The sequence below is a fragment of the Streptomyces sp. NPDC000878 genome (assembly GCF_053599695.1).
The window spans coordinates 200,261-226,573 of the sequence record NZ_JBSFMT010000006.1 but is presented as its reverse complement, the minus strand read 5'-3'; the positions used below and the strand labels follow the sequence as shown (position 1 = coordinate 226,573).

General features: G+C 70.8%; 22 protein-coding genes and 1 pseudogene. 12 read left to right on the top strand and 11 right to left on the bottom strand.

Annotation, left to right across the window (positions count from 1 at the left end; translation table 11 throughout):
• Positions 1–153: 153 nt before the first annotated feature.
• Complete coding sequence (locus tag ACWDR4_RS08690) at positions 154–828, bottom strand: TetR/AcrR family transcriptional regulator (protein ID WP_450405651.1); 675 nt, start codon at positions 826–828, stop codon at positions 154–156.
• A gap of 119 nt (positions 829–947) precedes the next feature.
• Here ACWDR4_RS08690 and ACWDR4_RS08685 point away from each other — a divergent pair, with 119 nt between their 5' ends.
• Complete coding sequence (locus tag ACWDR4_RS08685) at positions 948–1,508, top strand: NAD(P)H-dependent oxidoreductase (protein ID WP_450405648.1); 561 nt, start codon at positions 948–950, stop codon at positions 1,506–1,508.
• Between the two features lie 77 nt (positions 1,509–1,585).
• Here the strand turns inward: ACWDR4_RS08685 and ACWDR4_RS08680 are convergent, their stop codons facing one another.
• Positions 1,586–2,467, bottom strand: coding sequence for an LLM class F420-dependent oxidoreductase (locus ACWDR4_RS08680; protein ID WP_450405646.1), 882 nt, complete (start codon positions 2,465–2,467; stop codon positions 1,586–1,588).
• 69 nt (positions 2,468–2,536) lie between these two features.
• Entirely contained in the window at positions 2,537–3,532 is a 996-nt protein-coding gene (locus ACWDR4_RS08675) for a TerC family protein (RefSeq protein WP_450405643.1), read from the bottom strand.
• Between the two features lie 259 nt (positions 3,533–3,791).
• On the opposite strand from ACWDR4_RS08675, the gene ACWDR4_RS08670 reads away from it, so the two are divergent.
• Together ACWDR4_RS08670 and ACWDR4_RS08665 are read left to right on the top strand one after the other, a co-directional pair.
• Positions 3,792–4,766 (top strand): alpha/beta hydrolase, encoded by a 975-nt coding sequence (locus tag ACWDR4_RS08670; protein WP_450405641.1) that lies wholly within the window; start codon positions 3,792–3,794, stop codon positions 4,764–4,766.
• Positions 4,767–5,111: 345 nt separating this feature from the next.
• Positions 5,112–6,167, top strand: a complete 1,056-nt coding sequence (locus tag ACWDR4_RS08665) for a helix-turn-helix domain-containing protein (RefSeq protein WP_450405638.1) — start codon at positions 5,112–5,114, stop codon at positions 6,165–6,167.
• Positions 6,168–6,188: 21 nt separating this feature from the next.
• Here the strand turns inward: ACWDR4_RS08665 and ACWDR4_RS08660 are convergent, their stop codons facing one another.
• Positions 6,189–7,577 carry a glycoside hydrolase family 43 protein gene (locus tag ACWDR4_RS08660; RefSeq protein WP_450405636.1) on the bottom strand — a complete coding sequence of 463 codons (1,389 nt, stop codon included), beginning with the start codon at positions 7,575–7,577 and terminating at the stop codon, positions 6,189–6,191.
• A 266-nt stretch (positions 7,578–7,843) separates the two neighbouring features.
• On the opposite strand from ACWDR4_RS08660, the gene ACWDR4_RS08655 reads away from it, so the two are divergent.
• The 4 genes from ACWDR4_RS08655 (at position 7,844) to ACWDR4_RS08640 (ending at position 11,664) form a co-directional block, all read left to right on the top strand.
• Complete coding sequence (locus ACWDR4_RS08655; protein ID WP_450405633.1) at positions 7,844–9,277, top strand: amidase; 1,434 nt, start codon at positions 7,844–7,846, stop codon at positions 9,275–9,277.
• Positions 9,278–9,298: 21 nt separating this feature from the next.
• On the top strand, positions 9,299–9,523 hold the full coding sequence (locus ACWDR4_RS08650; protein ID WP_369032243.1) for a hypothetical protein: 225 nt from the start codon (positions 9,299–9,301) through the stop codon (positions 9,521–9,523).
• Between the two features lie 155 nt (positions 9,524–9,678).
• Positions 9,679–11,160 (top strand): flotillin family protein, encoded by a 1,482-nt coding sequence (locus ACWDR4_RS08645; RefSeq protein ID WP_450405630.1) that lies wholly within the window; start codon positions 9,679–9,681, stop codon positions 11,158–11,160.
• A gap of 57 nt (positions 11,161–11,217) precedes the next feature.
• Complete coding sequence (locus ACWDR4_RS08640; protein ID WP_450405627.1) at positions 11,218–11,664, top strand: type II toxin-antitoxin system PemK/MazF family toxin; 447 nt, start codon at positions 11,218–11,220, stop codon at positions 11,662–11,664.
• Positions 11,665–11,723: 59 nt separating this feature from the next.
• On the opposite strand, the gene ACWDR4_RS08635 is transcribed toward ACWDR4_RS08640, so the two are convergent.
• The gene (locus tag ACWDR4_RS08635) at positions 11,724–12,545 is read right to left on the bottom strand and encodes a TIGR02452 family protein (protein ID WP_450405624.1); all 822 of its coding nucleotides are present in this window, start codon (positions 12,543–12,545) and stop codon (positions 11,724–11,726) included.
• Positions 12,546–12,823: 278 nt separating this feature from the next.
• Here ACWDR4_RS08635 and egtA point away from each other — a divergent pair, with 278 nt between their 5' ends.
• Genes egtA through egtD form a run of 4 tightly spaced genes read left to right on the top strand, consistent with a single transcriptional unit; the run spans position 12,824 to position 17,233 of the window.
• The gene (gene egtA, locus ACWDR4_RS08630; RefSeq protein ID WP_450405621.1) at positions 12,824–14,155 is read left to right on the top strand and encodes an ergothioneine biosynthesis glutamate--cysteine ligase EgtA; all 1,332 of its coding nucleotides are present in this window, start codon (positions 12,824–12,826) and stop codon (positions 14,153–14,155) included.
• Positions 14,152–15,483: an ergothioneine biosynthesis protein EgtB gene (gene egtB, locus ACWDR4_RS08625; protein WP_450405618.1), complete on the top strand. Its 1,332-nt coding sequence runs from the start codon at positions 14,152–14,154 to the stop codon at positions 15,481–15,483. The genes egtA and egtB overlap by 4 nt, the downstream gene beginning before the upstream one ends.
• Positions 15,483–16,274: an ergothioneine biosynthesis protein EgtC gene (gene egtC / locus ACWDR4_RS08620; protein WP_450405615.1), complete on the top strand. Its 792-nt coding sequence runs from the start codon at positions 15,483–15,485 to the stop codon at positions 16,272–16,274. Before egtB ends, egtC begins: the two co-directional genes overlap by 1 nt.
• Positions 16,271–17,233 (top strand): L-histidine N(alpha)-methyltransferase, encoded by a 963-nt coding sequence (egtD, locus tag ACWDR4_RS08615; protein ID WP_450405612.1) that lies wholly within the window; start codon positions 16,271–16,273, stop codon positions 17,231–17,233. Before egtC ends, egtD begins: the two co-directional genes overlap by 4 nt.
• Positions 17,234–17,269: 36 nt before the next feature.
• On the opposite strand, the gene ACWDR4_RS08610 is transcribed toward egtD, so the two are convergent.
• On the bottom strand, positions 17,270–18,559 hold the full coding sequence (locus ACWDR4_RS08610) for a glycosyl hydrolase family 28-related protein (RefSeq protein WP_450405609.1): 1,290 nt from the start codon (positions 18,557–18,559) through the stop codon (positions 17,270–17,272).
• A 236-nt stretch (positions 18,560–18,795) separates the two neighbouring features.
• On the opposite strand from ACWDR4_RS08610, the gene ACWDR4_RS08605 reads away from it, so the two are divergent.
• On the top strand, positions 18,796–19,503 hold the full coding sequence (locus tag ACWDR4_RS08605; protein ID WP_450405606.1) for a CDP-alcohol phosphatidyltransferase family protein: 708 nt from the start codon (positions 18,796–18,798) through the stop codon (positions 19,501–19,503).
• Between the two features lie 27 nt (positions 19,504–19,530).
• Here the strand turns inward: ACWDR4_RS08605 and ACWDR4_RS08600 are convergent.
• The 5 genes and pseudogenes from ACWDR4_RS08600 to ACWDR4_RS08580 all read right to left on the bottom strand — a co-directional run.
• Positions 19,531–19,941: pseudogene (locus ACWDR4_RS08600) on the bottom strand (adenylyltransferase/cytidyltransferase family protein); the annotation flags it as partial.
• Positions 19,938–21,473, bottom strand: coding sequence for a fibronectin type III domain-containing protein (locus ACWDR4_RS08595; protein WP_450405603.1), 1,536 nt, complete (start codon positions 21,471–21,473; stop codon positions 19,938–19,940). The gene ACWDR4_RS08595 and the pseudogene ACWDR4_RS08600, both read right to left, overlap by 4 nt.
• A gap of 85 nt (positions 21,474–21,558) precedes the next feature.
• Complete coding sequence (locus tag ACWDR4_RS08590) at positions 21,559–23,100, bottom strand: lipopolysaccharide biosynthesis protein (RefSeq protein WP_450405600.1); 1,542 nt, start codon at positions 23,098–23,100, stop codon at positions 21,559–21,561.
• On the bottom strand, positions 23,097–24,677 hold the full coding sequence (locus tag ACWDR4_RS08585) for a hypothetical protein (RefSeq protein ID WP_450405598.1): 1,581 nt from the start codon (positions 24,675–24,677) through the stop codon (positions 23,097–23,099). The genes ACWDR4_RS08590 and ACWDR4_RS08585 overlap by 4 nt, the downstream gene beginning before the upstream one ends.
• Entirely contained in the window at positions 24,674–26,134 is a 1,461-nt protein-coding gene (locus ACWDR4_RS08580; protein WP_450405596.1) for a hypothetical protein, read from the bottom strand. The genes ACWDR4_RS08585 and ACWDR4_RS08580 overlap by 4 nt, the downstream gene beginning before the upstream one ends.
• Positions 26,135–26,313 lie beyond the last annotated feature (179 nt).

Sequence of the window (26,313 nt, the reverse complement as noted above, 5' to 3'; positions counted from 1 at the left end):
GAGCGGCTGGACTACGGGTTCGGGGCCCGACCCCGAACAGCCGCGCACCGAACGCGCTTTCCGGACAGCCCGCACCAAGTCCCGGACGGATTGCACTGGTTGACCACCCGTGCGGGCCGGAGCACCTGCCCGGCGAATGGCCGAAACTCGCGGTCAATACGAAGGCGTACCACCGGCGATCCGGTCGACGAGGTCGATCCAGCCCGCCTCCAGCCGCGCCGTCGGCATCCCGCACTGCTTGGTCAAGTGGTGGACAAGGGCCGGATCCAGATAGCCCATCAGCGTTTTCGCGAGAAGTTCGCAGTCGGCGTCCGGAATGGTCTGCCGCAGCAGCAGGGTGACGTGCCCGGACAGCACCATGCGGGGTGCGGAAGCGAAGCGGCGGCCCGGTTCGCCCTCGGCGGCCAGTTGCAGTTCCAGCTCGTCGACGGTCCGGCGCAGCACCGCGACACCGAACGCGCGCAGCCGCTCCACGGGCGGCGCTCCCGGTCCGAGCGGCGGCGGGCCGGACAGGAAGGCGGCCTGGAGCTTCTTCTCCGAGTGGTCGAGCAGCGCCATCAGCAGGCCGGTGCGGTCCCCGAAGCGCCGGAACACGGTGCCCTTGCCCACCTGTGCCGCGACGGCCACCGCCTCCATGGTCACGCAGCCCACCCCGCACTCCTCCACCAGCCGCGCGGCGGCCTCCAGCAGGCGGGCGCGGTTGCGCGCGGCGTCGGCGCGCAGGCACGGCTCGTCGGCTTCGGCGCCGATGCCGGTGCTCAGTTCCAGCAGCTGGGGCGCCTCAGCCCGGCCCGAGGGCTTCGGGAAGGGCGGCAGGGACTCGGACATGAAGACAGCGTAACGCCCAGGAAGAAAACTGGACCCTGGTCCGTTTCACTGGTACAACTTTAAACGGACCTCGGTCCGGATCGTAACGACCACGTTTCAGCCCCCCTGTGGAGTCCCCCATGTCTGTTCGCATCCTTGCTCTCGTCGGCAGCCTTCGTGCCGGTTCGCACAACCGTCAGCTCGCAGAGGCCGCCGTGAAGCTCTCTCCCGAGGGCGCCGAGGTCGTGCTGTACGAAGGCCTTGCCGACATCCCGTTCTACAACGAGGACATCGACGTCGAGGGCAGCGTCCCGGCCGCCGCCGCCGCGCTGCGTGAGGCCGCCGGCACGGCCGACGCCCTGCTGCTCTTCTCCCCCGAGTACAACGGCACGATTCCGGCCGTCCTGAAGAACGCCATCGACTGGCTGTCCCGCCCGCACGGCGCCGGCGCCCTCTCCGACAAGCCGGTCGCCGTGGTCGGCACCGCCTACGGCCAGTTCGGCGGCGTCTGGGCGCAGGACGAGGCCCGCAAGGCCGTGGGCATCGCCGGTGCCAAGGTCCTTGAGGACATCAAGCTCTCCATCCCCGGCTCCGTGGTCCGCTTCGCCGAGACCCACCCCGCCGACGACGCCGAGGTCGCCGCGCAGCTGACCGAGGTCATCGGCCTGATCCACGGCCAGGCCACGCCCGCCGCCGCCTGATTCGACGTACTCGTGACGACGTACGCATGAGAGAGGGCCGGAGCCGCACGGGCTCCGGCCCCTTTTCTTGTCTCGTCTCAGCCCAGCTCGGCCGCGCGCCGCACCGCCGGGGCCACGAACTGCTCGATCCACGCGGCCGGTTCGCCCGTACGCGGTCCCAGCATCACCGTCTCGATGCCGAACTTCGCGTAGCCCTCGATGTCCCGGACGAAGGCGTCGACGTCGTTCTCGGCCAGCGCCTCGCCCATGTAGACGAGCGTCCTGGTGATGTCGTCGTACGGGCGTCCGACGCTGTCGCAGTGGCCGCGCAGGACGTCGAGCTTGTGCCCGACCTCTTCCGGGCTGGTCGCGAACAGGTTGCAGGCGTCCGCGTACTGGGCGACCAGGCGCAGCGTCTTCCGCTCGCCTCCGCCGCCGATCATGATCTCCGGGTGCGGTGAGCTGACCGGCGCCGGGACGCAGAGGGTCTCGGCGAGCCGGTAGTGGGTGCCCTCGAAGGGCCCGTTGGCGTCCGGGTCCCACATCTGGAGGCAGATCCGCAGGGTCTCCTCCAGTCGCTCGAAGCGCTCGGCCGTCGCCGGGTACGGCACCCCGAGCCCCTCGTGCTCGCGGTCGTACCATGCGGCCCCGATGCCGAGGGTGGCCCGGCCGCCGGACAGCACGTCGAGGGTGGTGGCGATCTTGGCGAGCAGGCCGGGGTGGCGGTACGTCACCCCGGTCACCAGCGCGCCGAGGCGGATCGTGGAGGTGTGGGCGGCGAGGAAGCCGAGGGTCGTGTAGGCCTCCAGCATGGGGTCCTCGGCGCCGCCGTTGAACTCCATCTGGAAGTAGTGGTCCATGACCGTGAGCCGGTGGACGCCCGCCGCCTCGGCCGCGGCACCGGCCGCCGCCAGTTCGGGGCCGAGCGCGGCGGCACCCGAGGAGTGGTTGAACCTGTTGATGTGCACGCCGAGCCGCATGTCCGTCTCCGTTCGCCTGCATCCAGCGGTGTTCCCCGAGCGAAGCTAGTTCCTGGAGCGCACACGAAGTCAAGCCTGGGCTTCGGCCTCGGCTTCGGCCTCGGCTTCGGCCTCCTCCTGCTTCTTCGAGGCCCGCAGGCTCGTCACGGTCGTGACGGCCAGGACGAGGACGATGAAGCCGAGCGAGAAGGGGATGGAGATCTCCGGCACGTGCACGCCGGACTCGTGCAGCGCGTGCAGCACCAGTTTCACGCCGATGAAGCCCAGGATGATCGACAGGCCGTAACTGAGGTGGACCAGCTTCTTCAGCAGGCCGCCGATGAGGAAGTACAGCTGGCGCAGACCCATCAGGGCGAAGGCGTTGGCGGTGAAGACGATGTAGGGGTCCTGGGTCAGCCCGTAGATGGCGGGGATGGAGTCGAGCGCGAACAGCACGTCCGTGGAGCCGATCGCGAGCATCACCACCATCATCGGCGTCATGATCCGCTTGCCGTTCTCGACGATGAACAGCTTGGTGCCGTGGTACCGGTCGGCGACGCCGAACCGCTGCTCGGCCATCTTGAGCAGCTTGTTCTCCTCGTACTCTTCGGCCCCCTCCCCGTGCGAGCCCTTCTTGGCGTCCTGGACGAGCTTCCAGGCGGTCCAGATGAGGAAGGCGCCGAAGATGTAGAAGACCCACGAGAACGTGGAGATGATCGCCGCGCCGGCCGCGATGAACCCGGCCCGCAGCACGAGGGCGACGAGCACGCCGACCATCAGCACCCGCTGCTGGTACTGCGAGGGCACCGCGAACTTGCCCATGATCAGGACGAAGACGAAGAGGTTGTCGACACTCAGCGACTTCTCGGTGATGTACCCCGCGAAGAACTCACCCGTGGGCTTGCTCCCGCCGTAGATCAGCAGCCCGAGCCCGAACAGACAGGCGAGGACCACCCACACCACGGTCCAGGTGCTGGCCTCCTTCAGGGACACGTCGTGGGGCTTGCGGCCGATGAAGAAATCGACGGCGACGAGGACGCACAGGGCGACGACGGTCAGCGCCCAGACGTTGAAAGAGACGTTCACAGGTACTCCAAAGAAAAGATGTGCAATGGCAGCGTTGTCATCACCAGTGATCACTTCCACCCCGAAGCGGTGAACAACGGCTCATTACCTGGCAAAATCCCAGGTCACCGGTGCGTGCGCCGGTCCGGCCGCGGCTGGGCCGACCGGGCTACCCGCCGGATGGCGGGCAAGTCCCGCCGGACGGCGGCGCTCCGGAATCCGGCGGGCGCGCGGATCATCGTCGTACGATCCGCCGCACGCAGCATGAGGAACAGAGACAATGACGCTTACGCCGCCCCCGTTCGACCCCGAACTCGCCGCCGTCCTGGAGATGCTCAAGGACGCGGTGCCGCCCCAGCTGACGATGGACGAGATCGAGGCCACCCGCAACGGGCCCGGTCTCGCGATGCTGGCGGACATGGACCTGACGCTGGGCGGAGCCTTCGAGGTCGAGGACCGGGTCGTGCCGGGCCCGGAGAACGCGCCGGACATCTCGCTGCTGATCTGTCGCCCGACCGCTCCGGCGACAGAGAATCCACTCCCCGTGATCTACCACGTCCACGGTGGCGGCATGGTCATCGGCAACAACCGCGTCGGCGTGGACGGGCCGCTGCGGTGGGGCAAGGAGCTGGGCGCGGTGGTGGTGTCGGTGGAGTACCGCCTGGCGCCGGAGCATCCGTACCCGGCACCGATCGACGACGTCTACGCCGGACTGCTGTGGACCGCCGACCACGCCGAGGAGATCGGCGCCGATCCCGAGCGGATCGTCATCGCGGGGGCCAGCGCGGGCGGTGGCCTGACGGCGGCGCTGGCGCTGCTCCTGAGGGACCGCAAGGGACCGCGCCCCCTCGGACAGCTGCTGATGTGCCCGATGCTCGACGACCGCAACGACACCGTTTCCTCGCACCAGATGGCGGGCGTGGGCGTGTGGGACCGCACGGCCAACGAGACGGGCTGGACGGCGTTGCTCGGCGCGGAGCGCGGCGGCCCGGACGTCTCCCCGTACGCCGCCCCCGCCCGCGCGGAGGACCTGTCCGGCCTCCCCCCGGCCTTCCTCGACGTCGGCTCCGCCGAGACGTTCCGCGACGAGGTCGTGGCCTACGCCACCCGCCTCTGGCAGGCCGGCGGCGCGGCCGAGCTGCACGTCTGGCCGGGCGGCTTCCACGGCTTCGACGGCTTCGCCCCCCAGGCAGCCCTCTCCCAGGCCAGCCAGTCGGCCCAGGTGAAGTGGCTGCGCAGGCTGCTGGCGGAGTGAGGGGGGCGCGGGGAGGGTTGTTCGCTGCGGGTCCGTGGGGGCTGGGCGCGCAGTTCCCCGCGCCCCTTAGGGGGCTGCGCCCCACCAAGGGCCCTACTGCGCCCCCAGCGACAAGACTCGGGCGACCAGTCCCCTCATATGGGGGCGCAGCCCCCATATGAGCGCGGGGAACTGCGCGCCCAGCCCCCACCGAACCCGCACCAGAACACCGAACCGACAGCCCCTGTGCCCGGGGGACCGGGGGCGCAGCCCCCATAGGGGTGCGAGGAACTGCGCGCCCAGCCCCCACCGGGCCCGCGGACAAGGAACCGCACAACCTGCGGAGCAACTGGCACCATGGGGCGCATGAAAGAGCTGGCGGGGCGCCTGACCGCGCTGGACCCGGACGCCGGTGCCGCCGTCCGGGTCATCGCCTACTTCGACCGCCTGGCCGAGCACCGCGCCGGCCTTGAGGCGCTGGTGCGCGGCGCCTCCGTCCTGGCCGGCTGCCCCGCACGGCTCGCCGACGCCGGCCGGCGCGTACACCTGCGGGTCGAGACCGACGGCCGCCGCCGCGACACGGACCAGCCGCCCGACCCCGCCTGGCCCTCCGCCCCGCTGTCACCGGACGGCGCCCCGGCCCTGTGGCTGGAGCGAGCCGAAGCACCCAGCGTCGTCGACGCGGTGATCCTGGAACGCGCGGCGGCAGCCATCCGTACCGTCCTCGACCGCACCCGTGGCCGCGCACCGGCGGCCCGCGCCGACGACCCGGCGCTCGTCGAGACTCTCCTCGACGCCACCGCACCCGAGCAGGTACGGCTGCACGCGGCCCGCGCTCTGGGCCTGGACCCCGCCTCCCCGGCCCGCGCGGTCGCCCCGCTGGACGGCCCGCCCCGGATCCTGACCGCGTCCGCCCTGCGCAGGCCCGCCCCCTTCGAGGGCGGCCCGGACTCACCGGATCACGTCAGATCCCCCGACCCCGCTCTCCCGCCCGGCCGGGTCGGAGTCGGCCCCGCCGGGCCGGTGCTCGAACTGCCGGGCTCCTGGGCCGCCGCCCGGACCGCGCTCCGGTTCACCGCCGACGGCACCCCGCACTCCCCCGGACCACGGGTCGTGTACGCCGATGAGCTGGGCGGTATCGGGCTGCTCGCCGAGCTGGTCGTGCCGGGGGCCGATCCGCCGCCCGACGTCCAGGCGCTGGAGGCGGCGGTCGCGGACGCACCCTGGATACTGACGACGTTGCACGCCGTCGCCTCGACGGCGAGCCTGCGGGGAGCCGCCGTCGAGGTCAACGTCCACCACTCCACGCTCCAGGACCGGTTGGGCCACGCCGAGGCACTGCTCGGGTGGCCCGTCCGTCCCCCGCAGGGCAGGCTCAGACTGCAACTGGCCCTGACCATGCGGCATTTGGGACGCGCGTAACTCACTTAGAAAGCAATGGAGTTACGCCCAGGCCGTCACCGGGGTGAAGGAGCTGTCCTGCCGGAAGGTGTCCGTGCCGTCTGTCACGTCCACGCGCAGCTGGTAGTTGTAGTGGCGCAGGAAGTAGCCGGGGTAGTTGTACGACTCGAAGCGGATCGAGCCCGACGCCGTGCCCGTCCGGGCGATGAACGTGGCGTCCTTCGCGAAGGACGTCGTGCCGTCGTTGGCGTCGAAGCGGGCGCGGTAGTTGTAGTGGCGCAGATAGTTGCCCGAACTGTCCCTGAACGAATAGCCGTTGGCGTCGGCGAGGCCCGCGACGACCGTGAAGGTGGCCGCCTGCTTGACCGCGGTGGTGCTGGAGCTGCTCACCACGGGGAGGTTGAGCAGGGAGGACTCCACCGTCCAGTACCGCGTCGAGTAGTTGGCCGACCGGAAGGAGCGGGTCACGCCGGTCGACAGGGTCGGGCCGCCGCTGACCGTCTCCTTGATGACGGTGAAGTGGCGTGCCGTACCGGATACCACGGGCAGCGCCTTGGGGGCGGTCCAGGTGGCGAACGTGTCGTAGCTGTCGCTGTAGTAGTAGGTCCCGTCGCCGTAACCGTCGAAGAAGATCCGCCAGCCGCCGTTGTCGAGCTGGATCACGGACGGGCCCTCGCGGTAGCTGCCCCAGCCGGCCCAGTTGCCGGTCTTCGAGATGGTGTAGGGGCCGGCGAGGCTGGTCGCGGTGGCGTACTCGATGTACTTCGTCGTCTCGTTCTTCGGGAAGGCGTGGTAGGTCGAGCCGATCTTCACGATGCACGTGTCGATGTGGTTCGAGCCTATGCCGGACAGGGCCACCGGTGAAGTCCACGCCGTGAGCGCCGAGTTGGTCGCCTTGAGCAGATACGGGGTGAAGATCCACTCGTCGCTGGTGACCGAGCAGGACACGATGACGTTGACGCTGCCGTCGCTGTCGACGAACCACTCGGGCGCCCACGCGCGGGACAGACTGGTGATCGGGACCGTGTAGTCGTACAGGAAGGTCCAGTTGACGCGGTCCGAGCTGCGGGCGAAGCCGATGGTGGTGCTGGTGTCCTGCCAGGTGTGCGTGGTGTAGGTGACGTAGTAGTAGCCGTTGGTGTGCTTGAAGACGCTCGCGTCGCGGATGCGGTTGCTGGGCGGGGTGTAGGCCGAGGACTGCACGAGCCGGAAGTCGGTGGCGTCGTCGGACTGGTAGACGTTCACCGTGCCGTCGTTGCTGTTGAGGAACGGCACGATGGTGTAGCGCGTGGCGGAGCCGCTGGGCGGGGCCGCCGCGGCGGCGGTGCCGAGCAGTCCGGGGAATTCGCCCAGCACGAGCGCCGAGGCGGGCAGAGCGGCCAGCGCGCGCAGGAGGCTGCGGCGGGAGGGGGTGGGGCGGGGTCTGGTCACGAGCGGCTCCTTGACGATCCAACCGACGGCTCTCCACGTTCGACATTGCGAACGCGGTTCGGTAAATCGGTCAGACCGTAGGTCCGAGTCGTGCGCACGTCAATACTTCCGACACGCTCCGGACCTGTGAACTTCCGCCCGGCCGCGCCGCATTCGACATACCGCACCGCGCCGCCCCGCCAGCCGTTACCGTTCGGTAGGAAGCTGTGAAATAGCTATGGGGAACACACCGGCGTGGCATGACGGTGTGCGACGGAGGTGTCCGGATGACTGCCGAACGTGCCGCACGTGCCGCCGGGCTCACGGAGTGCGCCCGTGCGCTGGCCGACGGCGAGGTGACCTCGCGGACCCTCGTCGAGCAGGCCCTCGCCCGGATCGGAGCGACGCAGGGCACCCTCAACGCGTTCCGGCTCGTACGGGCCGAGGCGGCGCTCGCCGAAGCCGACGCGGCCGACCGGGAGTTGGCGGCAGGAGGACGCCGGATGCTGCTCGGCGTACCGGTGGCCGTGAAGGACGACACGGACGTGGCGGGCGAGCCGACCGCGTTCGGCTGTCCGGGCGAGTTCCCGCCGGTGGCCGAGGACGGGGAGGCCGTGCGACGGCTGCGCGCGGCCGGGGCGATCGTCATCGGCAAGACCAACACCTGCGAACTCGGCCAGTGGCCCTTCACCGAGGGCCCCGCCTTCGGCGCGACCCGCAATCCCTGGCATCCCGACCACACCCCGGGCGGCTCGTCCGGCGGTTCGGCCGCCGCCGTCGCCGCGGGCCTGGTCCCCGCCGCTCTCGGCTCGGACGGCGCCGGCTCGGTGCGCATCCCCGCGTCCTGGACCCATCTGATCGGCATCAAGCCGCAGCGCGGACGCGTCTCGACCTGGCCGCGCCCCGAGTCCTTCCAGGGCATCACGGTCAACGGCACCCTGGCCCGTACGGTCGCGGACGCGGCCCTCCTCCTGGACGCGGCGAGCGGCAACCACGTACGGGACCTGCATCAACCGCGGACGATCAGCGCGTCCGAGGCGGCCGGCCGCGACCCCGGACGACTGCGCATCGCGCTCTCCCTCAAACCGCCGTTCACCGCGCTGCCCGCCCGGCTCCAGCCCGACGTACGGGCCCGGATCGTCCAACTCGCCGAGAAACTCGTCGCGTTGGGCCACACGGTCGAGGAGGCCGACCCTGCGTACGGGCAGATCGGGCTCACCTTCGTCCCCCGCGCCACCGCCGGTCTCGCCGAGCGGGTCCGCGAGGCCCCCTTCCCCGCGCTCCTCGACCGGCGCACCCTGGACGCCGCCCGGCTCGGCCGGTTGCTCGGCGGGCCCCCGCTGCGACTGGCCCGGCGGGCGGAGTCCGCCTTGCAACGGCGGATCGGCGCTCTGTTCTCCTCGTACGACGTGATCCTCTCGCCGACGACGGCCGCTCCCCCGCCGCGCATCGGGGCGATGCTGCCGCTGAACGGACTGGCGACCGACCGCGCGATGATCGCCGCCTGCCCGTACGCCTGGCCGTGGAACGTGCTGGGCTGGCCCGGGGTGAACGTCCCGGCGGGGTTCGTGGGTGAAGGGCTGCCGGTGGGCGCCCAGTTGCTCGGTCCGGCGAACAGTGAGCCGCTGCTGGTCTCGCTGGCCGCGCAGTTGGAGGCCGACCTGCGCTGGCACGAGCGGTGGCCGCCGTACGAACCCGTCGCCGACTCGGCAGCGGCATAAGGGGGCTTCGGCCCGTACGCTGTGACCATGGACGACGCGCCGATGGTCGGCTTGATGGGGCGGGTGACCGGCACGATCGGACCGGGGCTGGTCGGCGAGGTGATCGTCCGGGTGCGCGGTGGCGCCGAGCACTTCCTGGCGTATCCCGCAGCCGCGCAGGACCGCATCGAGCGGGGGACGGTGGTGATGGTCGTGGAGTACCTGCCGCCTCGGACGGTCTACGTCACCGCCGCGTACGACAGTTGAGTCCGGCCGGGCACACCGGGTGACCGAATCGTCTGCGGACGATCACGTGTGCGTCAAGCTTGCAACAAGGATTCGTCAGCATCTGTACCCCTGCGTCGCGCAGGAGCACCCTTGCCTTCGTTCGGTGCCGAAAGGGCACCAGGCAAAGGGGGCGTATGCCGATGTTCGTCGGCGTCGTTGCGGGGATCGCGGTAGCCGGGATCCTCGTTCTCATCGGTGTGTTCAAGATGATGTGGCGGGTCGCTGAACCCAACGAGGCACTCATCATCTCCGGTTCCAAGCACAGGACCGAAGGCCTTGAGGAAGGCATGGGGTTCCGGATCGTCACCGGGCGGGGCACGCTCGTGCTGCCCGGGATGCAGGCGGTGCGGAAGATCTCGCTCGACCTCAACGAGACCGAGCTGCACGTGGACTGTGTGACCACCCAGGGCATTCCGCTGAAGGTGCGGGGCGTGGTCATCTTCAAGGTGGGCGACGACTTCGTGTCGATCGCCAACGCGGGCCGTCGCTTCCTCGACCAGCAGAAGATGATGGCGGAGCGCGTGCACAACGTGTTCGCCGGTCATCTGCGGTCCATCGTCGGCGGGTTGACCGTCGAGGAGATGATCCGCGACCGCGAGAAGCTCACCGGGCAGACCCGGGCCGCGTGCGGCACCGAGATGGAGAAGCTCGGGCTGATCGTGGACTCCCTCCAGATCCACGAGATCGAGGACCCGACCGGGTACATCAAGAACCTCGCCATGCCGCACGCAGCCGCCGTCCAGCGGGACGCGCGGATAGCACAGGCCGAGGCGAACCGGCTCGCCACCGAGGCCGAGCAGAAGGCCGCGGCGCGGATGTCGGAGGCCACCCGGGACAGCGAGATCCTCCAGGCCGGGTACCAGGCGGAGCGCGACAAGGCAGCGGCGAAGGCCCGCCAGGCCGGACCGCTCGCGGACGCCGCCGCCCGGCAGGACGTCGTCGTCCAGGAGACCCGCATCGCCGAACTCGACGCCCTGCGCCGGGAACAGCAGCTCCAGGCGGACGTCCGCAAGCCGGCGGACGCGCAGGCCTACGAGACGCGGGCGCGGGCCGAGGCCGAGCGTGACGCGCGGATCTCGGCGGCGCAGGCCAAGGCCAAGGAGACGGAGCTGGCGGCCCTGGCCGAGGCGAACCGGGTCAAGACGGCCGCGACCGCCGAGGCCGAGGCGACCAAGGCACGGGGTACGGCCGCCGCCCTGGCGACCAGGGCCACCGGTGAGGCCGAGGCCGCCGCGTCCCAGGCCAAGGGGCTCGCCGCCGCCGAGGCGACCCGGGCGCAGGGGCTCGCGGAGGCGGAGACCATCAAGGCGCGGGCCGCCGCGCTCGCGGAGAACCAGGAGGCCGTGGTCGCCCAGCAACTCGCCGAGAACTGGCCGGAGATCGTGAAGGCCGGTGCGTCCGCGTTCGGCAGCGTGGACAACATGGTGGTGCTCAACGGCGCGGACGGTATGGCGGAGATGCTCGCCAAGGCCCTCACGATGGGCGGTACGGGGCTGGGCCTTGCACGACAGCTGCTCGCGTCCATGAACCAGAACGGGCAGTCGGCGAACGGGACTTCGGCGCTGAACGGGGTGGCGGCGCCGGCTACGCAGAAGGTGCCGGTGGAGAAGGAGTAGGTGAAGGAGCAGGGGTGATGCGGGGAAGGGCAGTACGCAGGCTCTAACGTGTGCCTCGTGACTGCCTTTCCCGATGCCGATGTTCCGGGGCGTTACGGCCCCTCCGCCACCACCGAGGCCGATCCTCGCGATGTGGGGCGGGTGCGTACGGAGTACTCGCCCGCCCACGACGGGGATCCCGATCCCGGGGAGATCGTGTGGACCTGGGTGCCGTTCGAGGAGAACGACGGGCGGGGGAAGGACCGGCCCGTCCTTGTCGTCGCCCGTGAGGCCGGGGGGACGTTTCTGGCCGTGCAGTTGTCCAGCAAGCGGCATGACGGGGATCGGGAGTGGGTCGCCATTGGCAGCGGGCCCTGGGATCGGACCGGGCGCGATTCCTGGGTTGATGTGGATCGGGTGCTGCGGCTGTTCGAAGACGGGATGCGGCGGGAGGCTTGTGCGTTGGATCGGATGCGGTTCAACTCTGTTGTTCGGCGGTTGCAGGAGCGGTACGGGTGGCGGTGAGTTTCGGTTGTTCGCCGGGTGCGGGTCTGTGGGGGCTGGTCGCGCAGTTCCCCGCGCCCCTAAAGGCAGGTCGCTCCAGCGAACGTATGTTCAAATGCAGCCCTTGTCGTCGCGCCTCTCGTGCGGTCCAGGATTGCGAACACGACCCTCTCGAATCTGCCCTCGAAACGGCCGCCCACCAGGAGGTCTCTGAACGTGGCCGCCACCATGCGCGGGTCGTTCTGGAAGACTCCGCAGCCCCATGCGCCCAGGACCAGGCGGCGGTAGCCCTCCCTCGCGGCCACCTCCAGGACCCGTTCCGCACGTGATGCGAGGGCCTGTGGGATGGCCGCCTCGCGCTCCGGGGACGTTCGTCGGATCACCCCCGCGTTCGGGGCCGCCGAGGTCAGGAAGCCCGCCGTGTATGAGGTGTCCAGGAGGTGGCCACGGTCGTCGCGGAAGACCGGGACCCCGGGTGAGTGGATGACGCGGTCCGTGTAGAACGGGTCGCGGTGGGTGCGGTGGTGGTCGTAGAACTCGCGCACCGCCGTCAGGCAGGTGTACAGCGCCGAGGCTCGACACAGGGCCTCTTCCTGGGCCTGGGCGCCGTTCAGGTAGCCGCCGCCCGGATTGCGGGCCGAGGAGAAGTTCAGGACCGCCACCGGGCCGGGGAGGCGGCGGGCGGCCTCCAGGCTGCTCTCGCCTGTGACCTCGAAGGAGGTGGCCAGCGGTGAGGGTGCCCGGAGTAGGTCCAGTGGGCTCGGGCCGAAGAGGCGCGTGCCCTCTCTGGCGGCCTTGATCGTCGCGGCGAGTTGCACCTCACGCCCGTCGGACGCTCGATAGGAACCGGCCGCGACGATCTCCTCCGTACCACGCGCGAGGTCGCGCAGGCGGGCGCTCATGGCGCCACCCCCGTGTGCGCCATGACCGTGCCTGGTACTCGCTCCCCCGCCGTGCTCATACAGGCATCGTGGGCGATGCTGGACATGCGGTGCAACAGAGTTTTCCGGGTCGGCGAACGGCCTGGAAACGTCATGGAAACGGAGATCCATCGTCCTGAAAGTGCCCATGTGCACCCTTGTGCGATTCGGCGTGAGGGGTTTGGGTGGGACGAGCGTTGCCTGACCGGCCCACCCGAAGCCGGGCCGGCGGCATGGTGGAATCTCAGGAGGATCCCTACATGTCCGATGCGTCCACTGCCACTTCGGCGAGTGGCTGTACCAAACGCCGCACCGCCCTCTCCGAGGCCGAGGTCGAAGCCCTCGTCCGGGGAATCTGTTTCAAGACCGGACCGCCCCGTACCCTCGGTGTCGAGGTGGAATGGCTCGTCCATGAGCTGCGCCAGCCGCAGCTCCCCGTGACACCCGCACGGCTCGAAGCGGCCTACGCTTCCCTGCGGACCCTGCCTCTCAGGTCGGCGCTCACCGTCGAACCGGGCGGTCAGCTGGAACTCAGTTCCGCTCCCGCCGACACCCTGATGGAGTGCATAGGATCCGTCTCCGCCGATCTGGACGCCGTTCGCGCGGTACTGCGCGAGGACGGTCTCGGGCTCGTCGGTATGGGCCAGGACCCCTGGCACCCGCCCCGCCGCTTCCTGCACGAGCCGCGCTACGACGCCCTGGAGCGCTCCCTCGACCTCACCGGCCCGGCCGGCCGCGCCATGATGTGCACCTCGGCCTCCGTGCAGGTGTGTCTCGACGCCGGTCACGAGGAGCCGGGGCCCCTGGGGCACGGACGGCGCTGGTGGCTCGCGCACCAGCTCGGCGCGGTCCTCGTGGCCGCCTTCGCCAACTCCCCGCTCGCCGTGCGCAACCCCACCGGCTGGCGTTCCACCCGGCAGGTGCTGTGGATGGAGATCGGCGCCGGACGGGCCGGAGCGCCCTCGTTGGACGCCGAACCGAGGCAGGCCTGGGCACAGCATGTGCTCGACGCCCCGGTGATGTGCGTACGACGGGACAGCGGGCCCTGGGATGTACCGGAGGACGGGCTGACGTTCCGGGAGTGGATCCGGTCCGGGGTGCCCCGGCCGCCGACGCAGGAGGATCTCGACTACCACCTGACGACCCTGTTCCCGCCGGTCAGACCGCGTGGCCATCTCGAACTGCGCATGATCGACGCGCAGCCCGGCGACGACGGCTGGATCGTGCCGCTCGCCGTGACAGCCGCGCTCTTCGACGACCCCGAGGCCGCCGAGCGGGCCTACCGGGCGGTCAAGCCGCTCGCCGAGCGCACCCAGTCGCTGCCCGCTCCGCACAACCCGCTGTGGGCCGACGCGGCCCGCTACGGCCTCACCGACCCGGAGCTGCACGAGGTGGCCGTGGTCTGTTTCTCGGCCGCCCTGGAGGCGCTGCCCCGGCTCGGCGCGAGCCGGGAGGTCGTCGGCGCCGTCGCCGCGTACCTCGACCGCTATGTCATACCGGGCCGTTGCCCCGCCGACGACCTGCTCGACCGCGTGCGCGGCACGGACCGGCGTGCGCACGGGACCTCGTACGGGAAGGATCTCCGCACATGACCGACCCCGCCCTGGATCCGGAGGCGCTCCGGGAGCGTGCGCTGGCCGCGCTCACCACCGCGCGGGCGCGGACCGCGCTTCTGACCACCGTGGACGATCCCGAACTCACCGCCCAGCACTCGCCGTTGATGTCCCCGCTGGTGTGGGACCTCGCGCACATCGGCAACCAGGAGGAGATGTGGCTGCTGCGGGCGGTCGCCGGGCGGGAGGCGATGCGGCCCGAGATCGACGGCCTGTACGACGCCTTCGAGCACTCGCGCGCCGAACGGCCCTCGCTGCCGCTGCTGCCGCCCGACGAGGCGCGTAAGTACGCGGCGGAGGTGCGCGGCCGGGCCCTGGACGTGCTGGAGAGCGCCGCGTTCGAGGGGACGGGCGCACGGCTGACCGAGGCCGGGTTCGCCTTCGGGATGATCGCCCAGCACGAACAGCAGCACGACGAGACGATGCTGATCACCCATCAGCTAAGGAAGGGGGCTGTTGTTCTCAGCGCTCCCGATCCCGAGCCCGCTCCCCCCTTCACCGGTCCGGCCGAAGTCCTGGTCCCCGGTGGGCCGTTCACGATGGGAACCTCCGCCGAGCCATGGGCCCTGGACAACGAACGGCCCGCGCATCGGAGGGAAGTGGCGTCCTTCTTCATCGACACCGTCCCGGTGACGAACGCCGCCTATCAGCGGTTCATCGAGGACGGCGGCTACGACGACCAGCGTTGGTGGACACCAGAGGGCTGGGCTCATGTCCGCCAACACTCCCTGTACGCACCGCAGTTCTGGTTCCGGGACGGCGGGCAGTGGCTGCGGCGGCGGTTCGGGGTCACCGAGGTGGTGCCGCCCGACGAGCCCGTGGTGCACGTCTGCTGGTACGAGGCGGACGCGTACGCCCGCTGGGCGGGGCGCCGGCTGCCCACCGAGGAAGAGTGGGAGAAGGCGGCCCGGCACGACCCGGCGACCGGCCGCTCGACGCGCTACCCGTGGGGCGACGCCGACCCTGCCCCCGAGCACGCGAACCTCGGTCAGCGGCATCTGCGGCCTGCGCCCGCCGGTTCGTATCCGGCCGGTGAATCACCGTTCGGAGTACGGCAGTTGATCGGTGACGTGTGGGAGTGGACGGCCAGCGACTTCGCGCCGTACCCGGGGTTCAGCATGTTCCCGTACAAGGAGTACTCGGAGGTGTTCTTCGGGCCCGAGTACAAGGTGCTGCGCGGTGGATCGTTCGCCGTGGACGCGGTGGCCTGCCGGGGGACGTTCCGCAACTGGGACTATCCGATCCGGCGGCAGATCTTCTCCGGGTTCCGCACCGCCCGTACGCCGGGTGCTTCGGAGGCCGTCTGATGTGCCGTCAACTCGCTTACCTGGGGCCCCCGGAGGCGATCGGCAGCCTCGTCGTGGAGCCGCCGCACGGGGTGTACCGGCAGTCGTGGGCACCCCGGCACCAGCGGTACGGGACCGTCAACGCCGATGGTTTCGGGGTGGGTTGGTACGCGGAGGGCGATCCCGTGCCGGCCCGCTACCGGCGCACCGGGCCCGTCTGGGCGGACCCGTCCTTCGCCGACCTCGCCCGGGTCGTCCGGACCACCGCGCTGCTCGCCGCCGTGCGGGACGCGACGGTGGCGGGCGCCGACGGGGAGGCCGCGGCGGCGCCGTTCGCCGCCGGTGCCTGGCTGTTCGGGCACAACGGGGCGGTCAGGGGCTGGCCCGGGTCCCTCGCACCCCTCGTACAGGCCCTGCCCGCCGAGGAGTTGCTGTCGATGGAGGCGCGCTGCGACTCGGCGTTCGTGTGGGCGCTGGTGCTGCACCGGCTGCGCGCCGGTGACGACGTCGGGCGGGCGCTGGCCCGTACGGTCCTGGAGGTCGCCGAGGCGGCCCCCGGGTCCCGGCTCAACCTGCTGCTCACCGACGGCACGACGATCGCCGCGACCACCTGGGGCGACACCCTCTTCCACCTCACCGGGCCCGGCCCGCGCACGGTCGTGGCCTCCGAACCGTACGACGACGATCCCCGCTGGCAGGAGGTACCCGACCGCACCCTCGTCATCGCGAGCCGCACCGAGGTACGGCTCACCCCGCTCCAGGACATGAGCGACGAGATGGCATCCGTACCACCCGAGGAGCTTCGTACGTGAGTCCGTTCCTGGTCACCCGCACCCTGCCCGAGGACGCTACGGAGGCCGCCCTGCGCGCCGACGTTCTCCACGGGCTCACCCGCACACCCAAGACCCTCCCGCCGAAGTGGTTCTACGACGCCCACGGCAGCGAACTCTTCGATCAGATCACCGAGTTGGACGAGTACTACCCGACCCGGGCCGAGCGCGAGATCCTCGTCGCCCGGGCCGGGGAGATCGCCGCCGTGACCGGTGCGCGCACCCTGGTCGAGCTGGGTTCCGGCTCGTCGGAGAAGACGCGGTATCTGCTGGACGCGCTGTCGGAGCTGGAGACGTATGTCCCGGTCGACGTCAGTGAGAGCGCGCTGCGGCAGGCGGGCGAGGCGCTGATCGCCGAGCGGCCCGGGCTCGGCGTGCACGCCCTGATCGCCGACTTCACCGGCGGTCTGGCGCTGCCCGGCACGCCCGGGCCCCGGCTGGTGGCGTTCCTCGGCGGCACGATCGGCAATCTGCTGCCCGCCGAGCGGGCCGGCTTCCTGTCCTCGGTCCGCGCCCTGCTGTCGCCGGGCGACGCGCTGCTGCTCGGCACGGACCTGGTCAAGGACGCGTCGGTGCTGGTCCCGGCGTACGACGACGCGGCGGGTGTGACGGCCGCGTTCAACAAGAACGTACTGACCGTCGTCAACCGCGAGTTGGGCGCCGACTTCGACCCCGACGCCTTCGAGCACGTGGCGCTGTGGGACGCCGAGAACGAGTGGATCGAGATGCGGTTGCGCTCGCTCGCCGAGCAGACCGTGAAGGTCCCCGCGCTCGACCTCGCCGTGGACTTCACGGCGGGCGAGGAGATGCGTACGGAGGTGTCGGCGAAGTTCCGGAAGGAGGGTGTGGGCGCAGAACTGGCCGCTGCCGGGCTGGAGTTGCGGCACTGGTGGACGGACAGCGCGGACCGCTTCGCGCTGTCGCTGAGCGTGGTGCGCTGACGGCGCGGCTCACCGCGGGCCGGCGTCCGGAACGCATCACCCGCCGGCCGCCGGCGCCGCGGAGGGCGGCGGGCTCGGGGTGGGCGGGGCGGCATCACCGGCGGGCGGCGGCGGGCTCCCGGGTGCCACCGGGCTGGTCGTGGAGACCGGGCCGCCGGGGTCGGCCTGCGTGGGCGTGTCGTCGGTGCGGGGGACGTCCAGGCAGTCGACGAAGCTGACGAAGTCGGGTCCGTCGGTGCTGTCGGCGACCAGGAACGCGCTCACCGCGTGGCTGCGCAGCAGGCACATGTCGTAGCGGGCGACGGCCGACAGGGGATGCTGCCGGCCGTCGGTCCGGTATTCGTGGCGGCCCACCAACTGGCAGGAGTCGTAGCGGATCAACGGCCCTCGCGGCCCCACCGAGTAGCGGTGCGGGCGCACGTCGGCGGAGAAGTCCCGGAAGGCGTGCCCGGTGTCGTCGCAGTCGCTGAAGTGGATCGTTCCGCTCCTCCATTCGCTGTCGATGATCCGCACGTTCGGGTTGCGCACCTCGAACCGGATGTCCTGGGCGTGGAACCGCTGCACCGAGTCATGGTGCTGGGCGACGGGGAAGCGGAAGAACGTGCTGCTGACGCCGTACTCCTCGGTGCTCACCGGGCGGGTGCCGGTGATGATGTACGAGCCGCCCCGGCAGGTGATCGATCCGCCGTAGGGGAACTCGAGGAAGTTGCCCCACTCGTACTCGACCTTCATGTCGGTGAACCAGTAGTTGAGGAACTGGTCCTGGTCGTTGGCGTCCGCCTGCCCGCGCCGGGTCAGACCCGAGTACAGGAAGGCCCGGCGGTAGCTGCCGCCGACCCGGCACGCCTCCCACCGCATCTCCGAGTTGGTGTCCGTACCCTCCAGGGCGAGCCCGAACTCCCACTCCCCCATCCACTCGCACTCGGAGAACCGGTAGTCCTGCGCCTGCCCGGTGGAGTACGAGCTGAAGAAGGAGGCACCCGGTGTGGCCGAGCGGAACTGCATGCGCTCGAAGGAGACGTTCGACCAGATGTCCTCGTTGCGGCACAGATAGGAGCCCGGGCCGGCATTCGGGCGGAAGACGAGGGTGGTCATGCGCTTGCCCGCCCCGACGAAGCGCAGACCGTTGGCCGGCCGCAGCGGAGCGACTCCGTTCATCAGCGCGTTCGGATGCGTGATGAGGAACTCGCCGGCGGGAATCCAGATCACCGTGCGTCCGACGCCGCCGGAGACCTGGGTGGCGGCGAGACGGTAGGCACGCTCGAACGCCGCGCTGTCGTCGGTCCGTCCGTCGCCCACCGCGCCGAGCTCGGTCACATCGATCACTCGGAGCAGCGGGTCGCCGGAGGGACGCCCTCGCCAGGGTCCAAAGGGGCCGGCCGGTGGGGCGGGAGTGCCCCCCGGCCCCACGGCGGCGGATGCGCTGTGAGCTGTCAGGGCCGTCGCGGCCAGCACCGTCGCTCCGCCACGCAGAAGTTGACGACGGCTGACACGAGACATGGAACCTCCCCTTTCTGCCATGATTGCCTTCTCTCTAACGTTTTGCCCAATAAAGGAGGATAATGTCAGAATTTACTGCGGTACTCAGACAGCTGTCGGCGGCACAGAAGCCCGCGAAGGGGGTGTCGCTCTACACCCTGTTCATCAACCGTCCGGCCGGTCGCGTACTGGCCGCGCTGGCCTACCGGGTGGGGGCGACGCCGAATCAGCTGACCGTGCTCGGCGCCCTGTTCACCTTCCCGGCCCTGGCCGCGGTGGCTCTGCTGCCACCCGGGCCGACGATGGCGGTCTGCGTCGGCGCGGCCCTGGCCGTGGGGTTCGCCCTGGACGCGGCCGACGGTCAGCTGGCGCGGGGTCAGCGCTCGGGGAGCCCGTCGGGCGAGTGGCTCGACCATGTCCTGGACTGCGTCAAGATCGTCGCCCTCCACCTGGTGGTGCTGGTGTCGTTCTACCGGTTCTTCTCCCTGCCCGGCCCGGAGTTTCTCCTGGCACCGATGCTGTTCCAGCTCGCGGCCGTGGTGATCTTCTTCGCCGGGATTCTGACGGACAAGCTCAAGCGGCGGACACCGGGTGATGTCCCGGCGCCGACTGGGCCGGTCCCAGCACTGAGATCCGTGCTGCTCCTCCCGGTCGACTACGGCCTGACCTGCGTCAGCTTCCTATTCCTGGGGAGTCAGGAGGTCTTCCTTTCGGTGTACTGCGCGCTGCTGCTCGCCCATGTCCTGTTCATGGCCGCCTTCCTGGTGAAGTGGTTCCGCGAGCTGCGCTGAGGGCATCTCCGTCGGCTCGTGCGCCGAGAGCAGCTGCAGGGCGCCGCGCAGCAGGGTGCTGGAGGTGTGCACGGTGTACGGGAAGTAGACGACTTCGACACCGACCGGGGCGAAGCGGCGCTCGAGCTCTTCCCACTTGGGGGTTCCCCGCCAGTCGTCACCCTTGAAGATGACGTGGAAACCGACCCGCTTCCATGTCTTCAGCTTGTCGACGTCCGCCTCCACGACGGCCTCGTCCACGTAACGCACGCTACGGACGATGTCCAGGCGCTCGGCGAGCGGAACGACGGGCAGCCTGCCCTTCAGGCGTGCGGCAAGGTCGTCGGAGGTCACCCCCGCGACGAGACGGTCGCAGTGCCGGCGTGCCTCACGCAGGATGTTGAGGTGCCCGACGTGGAACAGGTCATAGACGCCGGGGGCGAATCCGATGCGGGTCACTGCGTCTCACCCGCGGCCCGCTCCTCCGCCTTCGGCACGGTCACGCTCAGGGATGCGGACTTGGGCGAGGTGTTCGTCCCGTCCGTCACCTCGATCGCGTACCGGTGGCTCGTGCCCGCGCCCACGGAGTCGGTGTAGCTCATCCGCGGACGGTCCCAGTAGGCGGACGACTTGGTCCGCCGTGCCACGAGCTTCCCGTCCCGGTAGATCTTGTACGTCAGCTCGGCGTCGTCCCGGTCCCATGAGGTGCGCCAGGCGAGGGTGACCCTGCCGGGGTCGGTGTCGGCCACCGAGAGGGCGGGAACCATCGGCGCTCCGGTGTCGCGGCTCCCGAAGCGGGTGAGGCCCTGCTGCGGTTTGTCGTTGACCGTGGTGAACTCGCCGCCCGCCCACAGGATGCCGCGTCCCACCTCCAGGGTGCGGGGACCCACGTGTTCGCCCAGTCCGTCGTTGGTGTCGGGGAACCAGTGCAGGATCCTGCGGTCGTTGAGCTGCTGGGCCAGCAGGTGCTGCCGGTCTCCCCTTTCGGGGAACCCTCCGGGCGTCTCGGCGCAGTCGTGCGCGTGTGAGGCGCTGTACAGGACGCCCTTGTAGGGCAGCAGGGCCTGGGTGGCGCCGCGGCAGGTGTCCCTCCACAGAAGGGTGTTGTTCGTCAGCCGGCCGGCGATGCGGCCGTCGAAGATGCCCGGGCCGTGGCCCTCGGCGCCCACGTAGAAGCGGGTGCTGTCGCGCGCGATGGCCTTCACCGACGACTGGGACGGGAACCATCCAGGATAGGAGAGCACCGTCCCGCCGGTGGTGGGGTTCAGGGCGACCAGCGAACGGTCCTGGCGTCCGTTGGCCGACTCGAAGTCGCCTCCGACGAAGACGCGCCCGTGCGAGGTCGCGGCCGACAGGGCGCGCACCGGGTGGTCGAGGTTCGCCGAGAAGGGCAGCAGGGAGCCCTTTGGGGAGATGGCGGCGACACGCTGCCTCACCTTGCCGTCGACGCGGCCGAAGTCACCGCCCAGGTACACCGCGCTGTCCGTCACGTCGATGGCCCGCACGGTGGCGGACACCGCCGGGCGGAAGCTCTCGCGCAGCGAGCAGCCTGCGGTGTTGAGGGCGACCGCGCTGGCCACGCTGGTGGATCTGACGCGGTTGAAGGAACCGCCCACGTACAGCACGCGGCCGTCCGCCGAGGCCTTCATGGCCCGCACGGTGCGGCCCAGGCCGGTGAAGGACGGGGCACAGGGCAGCAGCTTGCCCGTCACCGCGTCGAAGGCGGCGAAGTTGTGGCGTTCCACCTCGCCCTGGCCGGGCTCGGCACCGGGTGGGCGGACCGAGTCGAAGGTGCCTCCGACGTAGACGACGCCGTTCGCGGAGGCCAGCGACCAGACGATGCCGTTCGTCTGCCAGGTGGCCAGCGGATCGGCGGTGAACGTCCCGTCGGCGGCAGCGACGGGGAAGGCTTCGAGCAGGGCCGTGGTGCAGACGAGGGCGGTGACAGCCGCCGTCGTGACCGATTTCGTGCGGAGCTTTCTCAGGCGCAAGGGACACCCCGGTGGCAGTTGTGGGAGTGGTACGGAGGAGGTGACGCCGACAGGGTGAGCCCGGACGGTACGACCGTGTCTGGGCTCATGCAGCGCGTCGGCGCAGCACTCCGACCAGCTCGCTCACTCTCAGCGGCGTCCTATATCGCCACAAACTAGTAGCAAATACACATATTCCCAAGACCATTCCCACGGCGAGTCCTGTCGGTGTGTCACCTGCCAACGCGCGGGAGGCCGCCAGGGCGACCGCGACGAACAGACCGGCGGCCAGGGCGTTCACGTAGCCGCGGCTCACGGAGGTGAAGCCGAGGCCCAGCCGGATGAGTACGGCCGCCGCGAGGTTCTCCACGACGATGGCCGCACCCCAGGACGCGGCGGCGCCGAGCACACCCCAGGCCGGCACGGCGAACACGCCGACGGCCAGCTGCACCGCGAACGCCGCGGCGGTGACGGCCAGGTGCCAGGAGCTGCGGCCGGCCATGAGGAGCACGGTCTGGGCGTTGCCGACCGCGACATTGACCATCGAGGCGGCGCACAGCAGCACCAGGGCGGGCGCACCGTCGACGAACTCCGGCCCGAAGACGGACAGAACGGTCCGCGGAAAGCCGGCGACGAGGAGGAACAGGGGCCAGGAGAAGAGCACGATCCAGCAGGTCGAGACGCGGTGCAGATCGTGCGCCTCGGCGGCCTTGTCGACGGCGAGCAGGCGGCTGATCTCCGGTGCGGAGGCGAGCCGGACGGCTAGCTGGATGAGGGCGCCCGCGGTGACGACGCGGCCGATCGCCGTGTAGACCCCCGCGTCGTCGGCCGTGGCCATGACCGACAGCAGGATGACGCCGACCCATACGGCGCTGATGTCGAAGACGGAGGAGACCGCGCGGGGTGCGGCGAAACCCCAGAAGGTCCGCCAGGGCACGGACCCGGGTCCCGTGGTGTACGGCGTACCGTGGCCGGCGCGGCAGCGGCGCAGGGCGAACCAGGCGGCCACGGAGCCGGCCAGCGCGGGCAGCAGCCAGGCCGAGGCCAGGGCCAGCAGTCCGGGCGCATAGCAGGCCACAGGGACGGCGATCAGCACGCGCAGCACCGGTTTGCCGATCTGCTCCACGCCGACGAACGGCACCACCGTGCCGTAGCCCCGGGTGGCGGCGAGCAGGATCGTGCCCACGGTGGCGGCGGGCAGGAAGAGTCCGAAGAGCCGGACCAGGGCGACGGCGTCCGCGGGGGGCAGGTGGGGCAGGAGCGTGGTGGCCACCGACGGGAACAGCAGCAGGGGCACGGCGGCCGTGGTGCCGGCCAGGGCCGCCGGCAGGGCGGCCGTGCGCAGCAGCGCCCCCACCGAGCGGCCGTCGTCGACGGCGAGGTCGCGCGGGACGAAGCGGACAAGCCCGGTGTCGGCACCGAGCTTGCAGGCGTTGCTGAGAATGGTGAACAGGGCGACGCCCGTGAAGATCGCTCCCGCTCCGTTCGCTCCGACGGCCCGGGTGATCAGGCCGACGAAGACGAAGGAGAAGACGGCGTTCGCGAGAGACCCCGCCATCCCCCACCAGCCGCCCCGTGCGGCCGCGGCCACCCCGCTCGGGGCGGTGGCCCCGGCGCGGCGGCGAGCGGTCGCTTCGGGTGCGGTCATCGGCGGGTGACGGTGAGCGTGCCGTCGTACAGGGGAAGGTCCATGGTCGAGGTGTCGACGGGCGACACGCGACCGTTCTTCCGGCGGCGGAACAGCGCGCGCAGGCGTCGGCGTGGGCGCCCGGCATCGAGGACCGCCCCCAGGAGGCGTCCGCCGGAGCAGCCGATCAGCTCCTGCACCTGCCGGAGGTCGTCGCGCCGGGTGCCGTCGAGGCCGGTGACCACGAGGATGCCGTCGACGCGCTGAGCGACCGCCAGCACGTCGGCGTGCTCGAGGAAGGGCCCCGTGACGACGACGGTGGAGGTGTCGGCCTCGGACCCTGTCCGGTCGGTCCCGGAGAGGGCGGCCCGGGTGTACGGGCCGGTGTGGCCGCCCGAGGAGAAGGTGAGGCGTCCGGTCACGTCGGCGTCGACGAGGACGCCGCTCTCGGAGCGGAACCCCTCCTTCAGGGCGGGGGCTTCGTACGGCAGCAGCGGCAGTCGTCCGGCCAGTCCGGAGGTGTCGGGGGCGGCGTCCACCAGCAGCACGTCGCCACCTTCCTCGGCGAGGGCCGCGGCCAGGTTGGCGCCGACCTCCTCGGCGGCGTCGGCACGCCGGGGGGCCACGACCAGGACGCTGCCGGGGCCGGCCGGGCTGCCGAGCTGCCGCAGACGGAAGGCCAGGGCCCGGTACGCCTCCGTGCGAGGACTGGCCGTGTGGCCGACCGTCAGCAGCGCGTCGTCGCCCCCGTCGTCCGAGGGCAGGAGGCCGAGCACCGGGGCGCCCAGGGCGGCCCGTACCTCACCCACCGACCGGACCCGGGTGTCCAGGGCGGAGCGCATCCAGGCCAGCACGATGCCGAGGAGGAGACCGCAGGCCAGTCCGACGGCGAGCAGGGTCTTCCGACCGGGGCCCACGGGCAGGGCGGGGGCCACGGCCCTGCGCACGATGTCACCGCCGTCGGTGTCGCGGGACTTGATGTCGAGGACCTTCTTCTGCAGGTTGTAGAGCTGGTTCTGCGCGGCGGGCTTCGCGGTCGCCCGCTCCAGCTGGTTCTGGGCCAGCCGCTGGTTCAGCACGGTGATCTGCTGCTCCAGGGCGCGGGTGGCCCGCAGCACCGTGGCGTCGTTGCGGCTCTTGCGGTCGGCGAGGTAGGCCTCGGCGAAGGCGTTGGCGCCGCGCGCCGCGCGCTGGGGCCCGCGGGCGGTGAACTCGAAGCGGAGTACCTGGGACTTCAGCGGATTGGTGACCCGCACCCGGGCGCCGAGCGTGCCGGCCTGGTTGTCGGGGCGACCCAGGAGCCGTGGCACGCGGTGGGAGACGGCCGCGCTGGCGGCGATCCGCTGCTCGGTGCTCATACTGACCTGGTTGTCGGCGGAGACGCCGACCGCGCCGAAGGGGTCGGTGGTGGAGCGCACGAGGACTTCGCTGGTGGCGGTGTAGGTGTGAGCTCGCTGCAGCGACAGCGCCAGCCCGCCGAGGAGTCCCAGGAGGATTCCCAGCGTGATCAGGACGCGGTGGCGCAGGAGTCGGCGCAGTTGGTCGCGTAGCTGGTCCGGCTCGTCGTACCGGTCGTCGATGGGGGTGGGGCCGGTCACGGGTGCCCTCCTGTTCCGGGGATCGATGCATGACGGGTGGGTGCGGTCGGCGCCGCCGATGAGGGGAACCGGGATGTCCTGACGGTCGGGATGCTGATGAGCAGCGGGATGGCCAGCAGCAGGGTCAGTGGGCCCGCGATGCCGAGCAGGCTGCCGCGCAGGAAGACCATCTGGTAGAAGGCGAAGGCGGGGACCATGAGGGCGGCGACGGTGTCCGGCCGGTCGCGCAGCCGGTGGCGTACGTCGTCCGCACGCCGTCCGGCCGCGCCGAGCAGGAGGAACACGATGACCACCGCGTAGGGGCCGGCCCACAGGTAGCTCTCGATCCACAGGGGCGCGGAGAGGTTGAGGAAGTCGTACCCCGCGTACCTGGCCAGGGTGATGCCGGTGTCGTCGGGTTTCCCGGGCCACATCGAGCGCGGCACCGCGAACAGCGGGGGGCCGAGCGCGTCCTGCGGGGAGAACCCGTTCTCCCGGGCGTAGTCGAGTCCGGTCTGCACCTGCTGGAAGGCGTCGTAGTCGCCGTTGGTAGTGAACTGGTCGGCGAGGGAGACGACGGCGACGTCCTCCCGCTCGCTGTAGCGGAAGTAGTCGCTGTACGGGAAGACGAGCAGGAGCGCCGCGATGAGAGCGGCCGCCGCGATGCGGAAGGCACGGGGCCGGCACAGCCGGGGCGCGGTGAACAGCAGGGTCAGCAGGACCGTGCCGACCCAGAACCGCGGCTTGCTGATGGGGTTGTTGACGACGGCGTTCAGCGCGAGGAGCACAGGCAGCAGCAGCCAGCGGACGCCGCGCAGCCATCGGTCGCCGCCGGGCAGGCGGGGTACGCGCAGCAGGCCCAGCAGCGCCCAGAAGGCGGGCACGGACAGCGACCAGCTGAGCAGCACCTGCATGAAGCCGCCCTGCCCGTTGTCGGGGGCGCCGACCTCGGTGATGGCCTGACGACTTGTGAAGTACGCGCCGAGACGGCCGGGTTGGCCCGAGATCAGCAGCACCGCCAGGGCGAGGGCGAGCCCGCACAGTGCCAGCAGCCGCCAGGGGGAAAGACGCCGGGAGAGAAGTCGTTCCAGGAATCCCGGTGGAGCACAGGCCGCGCGGGCGTGGCCACGGCGGGCGGCGAGGGCCGTTCCGGCGCTGTAGGCGACGAGACCCAGTTCGACGACGGCCACCGCCTGGAAGGCGGTCACCTCGCTGGTCCGGTTGGGCCACGGGTAGGTGTCGGCGGCGAGCATCGCCAAGGGGGCCAGACCGAGCCAGATGTAGACGAAGACCCAGAAGCCGAAGGCGATGAACCGCACGGTGCCCGCGGTGAGCACGCGGGCGAGCGCACCGCCGGTGTGCGCCACGACGACACCTTGCAGGGCCAGTGCGGCCGACAGGTGCACGCCGTCCGACTGGAGGATCAGCCCCGGCAGCAGGACGGTCAGCACCACGGCCCAGAGGGAAACCGCAGCCACACTGCGGACGCGAGCGTCCTGCATCCCGACCTCTCTGCCGAGTGAGCATTCTGGACGAAACATCACCAAACGATATATAGCATGCTTAATTATCAAATCGTCCCAGGCGCGCACGAATCCTTGACTTCGGCGCCGCCACCTCGGCGAGAGAGTCATCGGGTGATCTTGTTCATCGGGCG

What these genes read in the sequence shown, in the direction of transcription:
- ACWDR4_RS08690 (WP_450405651.1), bottom strand. Translation starts at nt 828, where the DNA reads ATGTCCGAGTCCCTGCCGCCCTTCCCGAAGCCCTCGGGCCGGGCTGAG.
- ACWDR4_RS08685 (WP_450405648.1), top strand. Translation starts at nt 948, where the DNA reads ATGTCTGTTCGCATCCTTGCTCTCGTCGGCAGCCTTCGTGCCGGTTCG.
- ACWDR4_RS08680 (WP_450405646.1), bottom strand. Translation starts at nt 2,467, where the DNA reads ATGCGGCTCGGCGTGCACATCAACAGGTTCAACCACTCCTCGGGTGCC.
- ACWDR4_RS08670 (WP_450405641.1), top strand. Translation starts at nt 3,792, where the DNA reads ATGACGCTTACGCCGCCCCCGTTCGACCCCGAACTCGCCGCCGTCCTG.
- ACWDR4_RS08665 (WP_450405638.1), top strand. Translation starts at nt 5,112, where the DNA reads ATGAAAGAGCTGGCGGGGCGCCTGACCGCGCTGGACCCGGACGCCGGT.
- ACWDR4_RS08655 (WP_450405633.1), top strand. Translation starts at nt 7,844, where the DNA reads ATGACTGCCGAACGTGCCGCACGTGCCGCCGGGCTCACGGAGTGCGCC.
- ACWDR4_RS08645 (WP_450405630.1), top strand. Translation starts at nt 9,679, where the DNA reads ATGCCGATGTTCGTCGGCGTCGTTGCGGGGATCGCGGTAGCCGGGATC.
- ACWDR4_RS08635 (WP_450405624.1), bottom strand. Translation starts at nt 12,545, where the DNA reads ATGAGCGCCCGCCTGCGCGACCTCGCGCGTGGTACGGAGGAGATCGTC.
- egtA (WP_450405621.1), top strand. Translation starts at nt 12,824, where the DNA reads ATGTCCGATGCGTCCACTGCCACTTCGGCGAGTGGCTGTACCAAACGC.
- egtB (WP_450405618.1), top strand. Translation starts at nt 14,152, where the DNA reads ATGACCGACCCCGCCCTGGATCCGGAGGCGCTCCGGGAGCGTGCGCTG.
- egtC (WP_450405615.1), top strand. Translation starts at nt 15,483, where the DNA reads ATGTGCCGTCAACTCGCTTACCTGGGGCCCCCGGAGGCGATCGGCAGC.
- ACWDR4_RS08605 (WP_450405606.1), top strand. Translation starts at nt 18,796, where the DNA reads ATGTCAGAATTTACTGCGGTACTCAGACAGCTGTCGGCGGCACAGAAG.
- ACWDR4_RS08590 (WP_450405600.1), bottom strand. Translation starts at nt 23,100, where the DNA reads ATGACCGCACCCGAAGCGACCGCTCGCCGCCGCGCCGGGGCCACCGCC.